7 protein-coding genes are annotated in these 5,450 nt (G+C 75.4%); 6 read left to right on the top strand and 1 reads right to left on the bottom strand.

Annotated elements, in window-relative coordinates; translation table 11 throughout:
• The 4 genes from AB5970_RS19125 to AB5970_RS19110 all read left to right on the top strand — a co-directional run.
• Positions 1 to 328: fructosamine kinase family protein (locus AB5970_RS19125; RefSeq protein ID WP_370505534.1), on the top strand; the 328-nt coding region annotated here is incomplete at its 5' end.
• Between the two features lie 87 nt (positions 329 to 415).
• Complete coding sequence (locus AB5970_RS19120; protein ID WP_370505533.1) at positions 416 to 1,321, top strand: matrixin family metalloprotease; 906 nt, start codon at positions 416 to 418, stop codon at positions 1,319 to 1,321.
• Between the two features lie 110 nt (positions 1,322 to 1,431).
• Positions 1,432 to 2,076, top strand: coding sequence for an alpha/beta fold hydrolase (locus AB5970_RS19115; protein ID WP_370505532.1), 645 nt, complete (start codon positions 1,432 to 1,434; stop codon positions 2,074 to 2,076).
• A 45-nt stretch (positions 2,077 to 2,121) separates the two neighbouring features.
• The gene (locus AB5970_RS19110; protein ID WP_370505531.1) at positions 2,122 to 3,483 is read left to right on the top strand and encodes a DNA polymerase IV; all 1,362 of its coding nucleotides are present in this window, start codon (positions 2,122 to 2,124) and stop codon (positions 3,481 to 3,483) included.
• A gap of 11 nt (positions 3,484 to 3,494) precedes the next feature.
• On the opposite strand, the gene AB5970_RS19105 is transcribed toward AB5970_RS19110, so the two are convergent.
• Positions 3,495 to 3,788, bottom strand: coding sequence for a hypothetical protein (locus AB5970_RS19105; protein ID WP_370505530.1), 294 nt, complete (start codon positions 3,786 to 3,788; stop codon positions 3,495 to 3,497).
• Positions 3,789 to 3,904: 116 nt separating this feature from the next.
• On the opposite strand from AB5970_RS19105, the gene AB5970_RS19100 reads away from it, so the two are divergent.
• Complete coding sequence (locus tag AB5970_RS19100) at positions 3,905 to 4,132, top strand: helix-turn-helix transcriptional regulator (protein WP_370505529.1); 228 nt, start codon at positions 3,905 to 3,907, stop codon at positions 4,130 to 4,132.
• A complete protein-coding gene (locus AB5970_RS19095) occupies positions 4,129 to 5,445 on the top strand; it encodes a HipA domain-containing protein (protein ID WP_370505528.1) in 1,317 nt (438 codons plus the stop codon). The genes AB5970_RS19100 and AB5970_RS19095 overlap by 4 nt, the downstream gene beginning before the upstream one ends.
• Positions 5,446 to 5,450: the final 5 nt, after the last annotated feature.

Raw genomic sequence — 5,450 nt, 5'->3', positions numbered from 1 at the left:
CGGCGCGCTCGACGACGACGAGCCGCCCGCACGGCTGCACGGCGACCTCTGGTCCGGCAACGTCGTGTGGACGTCGGACGGGGTCACGCTCATCGACCCGGCCGCGCACGGCGGCCACCGCGAGACCGACCTCGCGATGCTCGCGCTCTTCGGACTGCCGTTCCTGCCCGAGGTCCTCGCCGGCTATCGCTCGGTCCGGCCGCTGCGGGCCGGCTGGGAGCGCCGGGTCGGGCTGCACCAGCTGTACCCGGTCGGCGTCCACGCGCTGCTGTTCGGCGGCGGCTACCACGCGCAGCTGCTGCGCCTCACGGGTGAATGGTCGGCCTGAGAGCGTGAGGCCGCGGTCGTCTCGCGCGCGGCACCGCGGCATGTGCGATCCTGCCGACCGACGCGCAGAGGGCGGGAGGCACACCGGGTGAGCGCTGGGGACCCGCAGGGACTCAACCCCTGGGTCGGCGCGCGCGGGGAGGAGCCCTTCCCGCCGCTGCTCCCGCACCCCCGCGGCCCGGTCGAGGAACGGACCGTGCACTTCCTCGGCCCGGCCGTCCGCGTGCGCCGCGGTCCACGCGCGAGCGTCCTGGTCGTCCTCGCCGCGACGGTCTTCGCCCTCGTGCTCGGCGGCCGCTGGTGGATGGCCAACGCGGTCGTCTTCGGGCCGCCCTCGGGACTCGAGGAGGCGCCGGTGCCGCTGGGGTCGCCGCCCCCGCTCGGCGCCACGTCGAGCGCGTTCGTGTTCACCACGATGCAGCCCGACGGCAGCGGCCCCGTCGCGTACAGCCCGTGCCGCCCGATCCACTACGTCGTGCGCCCCGACGGCGCGCCGCCGGGAGGCGCCGAGTTCGTCGCCGCGGCGATCGCGACGGTGTCGGCGGCCACGGGCCTGCAGTTCGTCGACGACGGCACCACGCACGAGGCGCCGAGCCCGGACCGCCACGCGTACCAGCCCGACACGTACGGGCGCCGCTGGGCCCCCGTGCTCGTCGCGTGGTCGACCCCGCAGGAGACGCCGCAGCTGGCGGGCGACGTCGCCGGCGTCGGGGGGTCGGCGGCGGTCACCCGGGCCGGCCGGTCGGTCTACGTGACGGGGTCGGTCACGCTCGACGCGGAGGACGTCGGGACGCTCATGTCGATGCCGGCCACCCGCGCTGCCGCCCTGGGCATCGTCACGCACGAGTTCGGCCACCTCGTCGGCCTGGACCACGTGGACGACCCGACCCAGCTCATGTACCCGAGCACCAGCCTGAGCGTCTCGACCTTCGGCGCCGGCGACCTCGCCGGGCTCGCGGTGCTCGGCAGCGGTGAGTGCGCGCCGGACGTCTGACCGAACCCTTCACTGCGCGCCCACACGGCCTCTCGCGGAACTCCCAGGTCGCCCGGGTACGCTCGCCGCGCACCCGACCCGAGGAGCCAGCCATCCACCGTCGACCGATCGTGCTCGTGCACGGAACCCGGACGTCCTCCGCCATCTGGCGGCGGCAGGTGGAGGCACTCGAGCACTCCGGCCACCCGACCGTGACGCTGGACCTCCCCGGGCACGGACGCCGGGCCCACGAGCGGTTCAGCCTCGAGGGCGCCCTGGCAGCGATCGACGAGGCCGTCGACTCGTGCCCCGAGCCCCCGCTGCTGGTCGGCCTCTCCCTCGGCGGCTACACCAGCCTCGCGTACGCGCGCCGGCACGAGGACAAGGTCGCCGGCGTCGTCCTGGCGGGCTGCTCGACCGAGATCAAGGGCAAGCCGCTGCGCACGTACCGCCGGGTGTCGGGCATGATCACGCGCGCCCTGCACCTGGGTGGCACCGACTGGCACGTGGTCACCGACATGCTCGCCGCGATGTCCGGCTACTCGCCCCTGGCCGACCTGCGCCGCACCGCGCTGCCCGTCTGGCTGGTCAACGGCAGCCGCGACCCGCTGCGCATCGACGAGCGCCGCTACCGGGACGCCCGGCCCGGCACCCGCCTGACCGTGGTGCCCCGCGCCGGCCACGACGTCAACGCCCACGCGCCCGTCGCGTTCAACCGCATCCTGCTCGACGCCCTGCACGAGCTGCGGCACCGCGGCGGCCTCGCGCTCGCCTGACCCCGCCTGTGCGTCGAACGCCGATCCGGCAGGCACAGTAGGGGCGTGGACCCCGCGCACCTCGCCGACGCCTCGCGGCTGCGCACCCGGGCGACCGTCCTGCACGCGGACGCCGACTCGTTCTTCGCGGCCGTCGAGCAGCGCGACAAGCCGTCGCTCCACGGCAAGCCGGTGCTCGTCGGCGGCACGGGGCCGCGCGGCGTCGTCTCGACCGCGTCCTACGAGGCCCGGCGGACTGGCGCCCGCTCCGCGATGGCGATGAGCCGGGCCCGCCGGCTCAGCCCCGCTGCCGCCGTGCTGTTCCCCCGGTTCGAGGCGTACTCGGCGTACTCACGGGTGATCATGGCCACCCTGGGCACGCTGTCGGAGCTGATCGAGCCGCTGAGCATCGACGAGGCCTTCGTGGACCTCGAGGCGGGACCGTTCGCCGACGACCCCGCCGGCGCCGCGGCCGACGTCCGCGCGCGGATCCGCGAGCTCACGGGCCTCGCGGTCTCGATCGGGATCGGCCGGACCAAGCTCGTCGCCAAGCTGGCGTCGGACGCCGGCAAGCCGGACGGCCTGCTGGTCGTCGAGCCGGCCGACGAGGACGACTTCCTCCTGCCGCTCCCCGTGCGCGCGGTGCCTGGCATCGGCCCCGCGACCGCGGCCGCGCTCGAGCGGCTGGACGTGCGCACGGTGGCCGACCTGCGCCGCCAGGAGCTGGACGTCCTCACCATGACGGTCGGGGAGTCGTCGGGGCTCAACCTGTTCCGCCTCGCGCGCGGCATCGACCCGCGACCGGTGGCCCCGAGCGGCGAGCGCAAGTCGGTGGGCGCCGAGCGCACGTTCGCGGAGGACATCTTCGGCGCCGACCGCATCGCCGACGCGGTGGACCGGGTGACCGACGAGGCCCTGCGCCGCCTGACCGCGCACGGCGGCGGCGCCCGGACCGTCGTCGCCAAGGTCCGGTTCGCCGACTTCACCACGCTGACCCGCTCGGTCACGCTCCCCCAGCCGTCGGCCGAGCCCGCCGAGCTGCGCGCCGCCGCCCACCAGGCCGCCCGCGCCGCGGGCATCAGCGACTCCGTGCGGCTCCTGGGCGTCTCGTTCCACAACCTCTCGGCGCACGCGCAGCTGACCCTGCCATGGGGGGACGAGGTGCCCGTGCCGCTCGTCGTCGACGAGCCGTCCGACGCGCCCGCTGCCCCGCGCCTGCTCAGCGAGGAGAACTCCCGGCCGGGCCTCGACATCGAGCACGCGACCCTCGGCCGGGGCTGGGTGGTGCACGTGCGAGGGCACCTCGCGACCGTCCGGTTCGAGTCCGTGGGCACCCCGCCGGCCCGCTCGCAGGTGGTCGACCTCGAGACCGACCCGCTGGTGCTGGTGCCCCCGCCGTCGATCGAGGCACTGATGCCGGGCGCGTGAGCCCGTGCTGGTCAGCCCCGCGCGTCCAGCCGGAGCGTCCACGGGGTGACCGACTCCACCTCGAGGTGCGAGCCGCTCCACGGGTCGTCGGCCAGCGTGCTCCGCACGTCCGCCGCGGACTCCGCCTCCACGGCGTGGACCACCCGGATCTCGTCGACCAGCGGGCCGCCGAGGACCACGAACCCGTCCTCGACGAGACCGTCCATGAACTCCGCGTGCTCGGTCCAGCCCGCCTGCTCCTCGAGCCGTCGGGACGGATCCCACGAGGGGCCTGTCCGCGTGAGCACCACCAGGAACATCGCCATGGTCTGTTCTACCGCGCCGCCCGGTGCGATGATGTGTGGATATCTACACACTCCGTCGATGGGCTGTTATTATCACGTCGACGGTACGGGCGGATATCTACTCAGAGGAGACCACCATGGCCGACGACGTCTGGGCCCGGGTGCACAGCCCCGTCGACCTGGGTGCGGTCCTGCGCGAGCTGCGCGAGCAGGCCGACCTCTCGCAGGAGGCCGTCGCCGACGAGCTGGGCATCGACCGCAGGTACGTGTACCAGCTGGAGACGGGCACCCCGAACCTCTACACGACGCGACTGTTCGCCCTGCTGCGGCTGCTCGGCGCGCACCTGGAGGTCACGACGCGGTGAGCGGCGACCTCGACGTCTGGCTCTACGGCACGCCGGTCGCCCGGTTGGGCGCGATCGACCCGGCGCGCCCGCGGCTGACGTTCACGCCCGAGGCGCTGTCCCGGTGGGGGCTCAACTCCGCCGTCGTCTCGGGCCTCCTGCCGCTGGCCAGGACGGCGCCGGCGCCCGCGCGCGTGCGGGTCTGGCTCGACGGGCTCCTGCCGGAGGGTCGCGCACGCTCGCGGCAGGCGGACCTCGCGGGCGTCGACCCCGACGACCCGGTCGCGTTCCTGCGCGCCTACGGCCGGGACACCACCGGCGCGCTCGTGCTGGTCGAGGCGGGCACGTCGCCGGCCTCCGACGACGCCCCGGCGCGGGACCTGACCGACGACGAGATCGGCGCCCTGCTGGGTGAGGCGGCGCGCGACGGCGCGGCCGACCAGATCACCTCGATCACCGGCCTCGAGGCCAAGATCGCGCTCACCCGGACCGCCACCGGGTGGGCCCGGCCCGCCGGCGGCCGCCCCTCGACGCACATCGTCAAGCTCGGGCGCCCGGCCGGGAGCACCGCCCACGACCTCATCGACACCGAGCACGCCGCCCTCGCGCTGGCCCGCCGCACCGGGCTGGGCACGGTCGAGTCCGAGCTGCGGACGTTCGGGGGCCGGCGCGCGATCGTCGTGCGGCGCTACGACCGGCTGCCCGGTGCCGCCGGGTCCGTGGACCGGCTGCACCAGGAGGACGCCGCCCAGCTGCTCGGCCTCGACACCCGCGACCCCGACCGCAAGTTCCAGCGCGGGCGGGCGCTGCCGTCGCTGCGGGAGATCGCGGCGCGGCTGCTCGTGCTGGGCATCGACCCCCGGTCGCTGCTCGCGCTCACCACGTTCAACCTCGCGATCGGCAACGTCGACGCGCACGCCAAGAACATCTCCGTGCTCCACCGCGCCGACGGGACGCACGCGCTCGCCCCGGCCTACGACGTCGCGTTCCACACGCACCACACCGGGTCCCGCGTCCCGTTCGCCATGGACGTGCGCGGGCAGCGGGACGTGGACGCGATCGACGCCGAGGCGCTGGTCGCCGAAGGTCGCTCGTGGTCGCTGTCCGGCACCCAGGCGGCGCGCACGGTGTCCGAGACGCTCGGGCGCCTCGACGCGGCGCTCGACGCGCTCGACCCGGCCGCGCACGCGGGGGTCGGCGCCGACGCGTGGTCGACCGTCCGCGATCGCGTCGCCCGGCTCCGGGCGGGCAGCCCCGTCGCCGACCGGCCCCGCCGGCCACCCCGCGCCGCGGCCGCCCGGGGCCCACCCGGGGTGGGTCTTTTTAACATATGACGGTG

It is taken from the genome of Cellulomonas sp. ICMP 17802 (assembly GCF_041295535.1).
GTDB lineage: Bacteria > Actinomycetota > Actinomycetes > Actinomycetales > Cellulomonadaceae > Cellulomonas.
The sequence above is the reverse complement of the archived record's forward strand: the minus strand, read 5'-3'. Positions and strand labels throughout refer to the sequence as shown.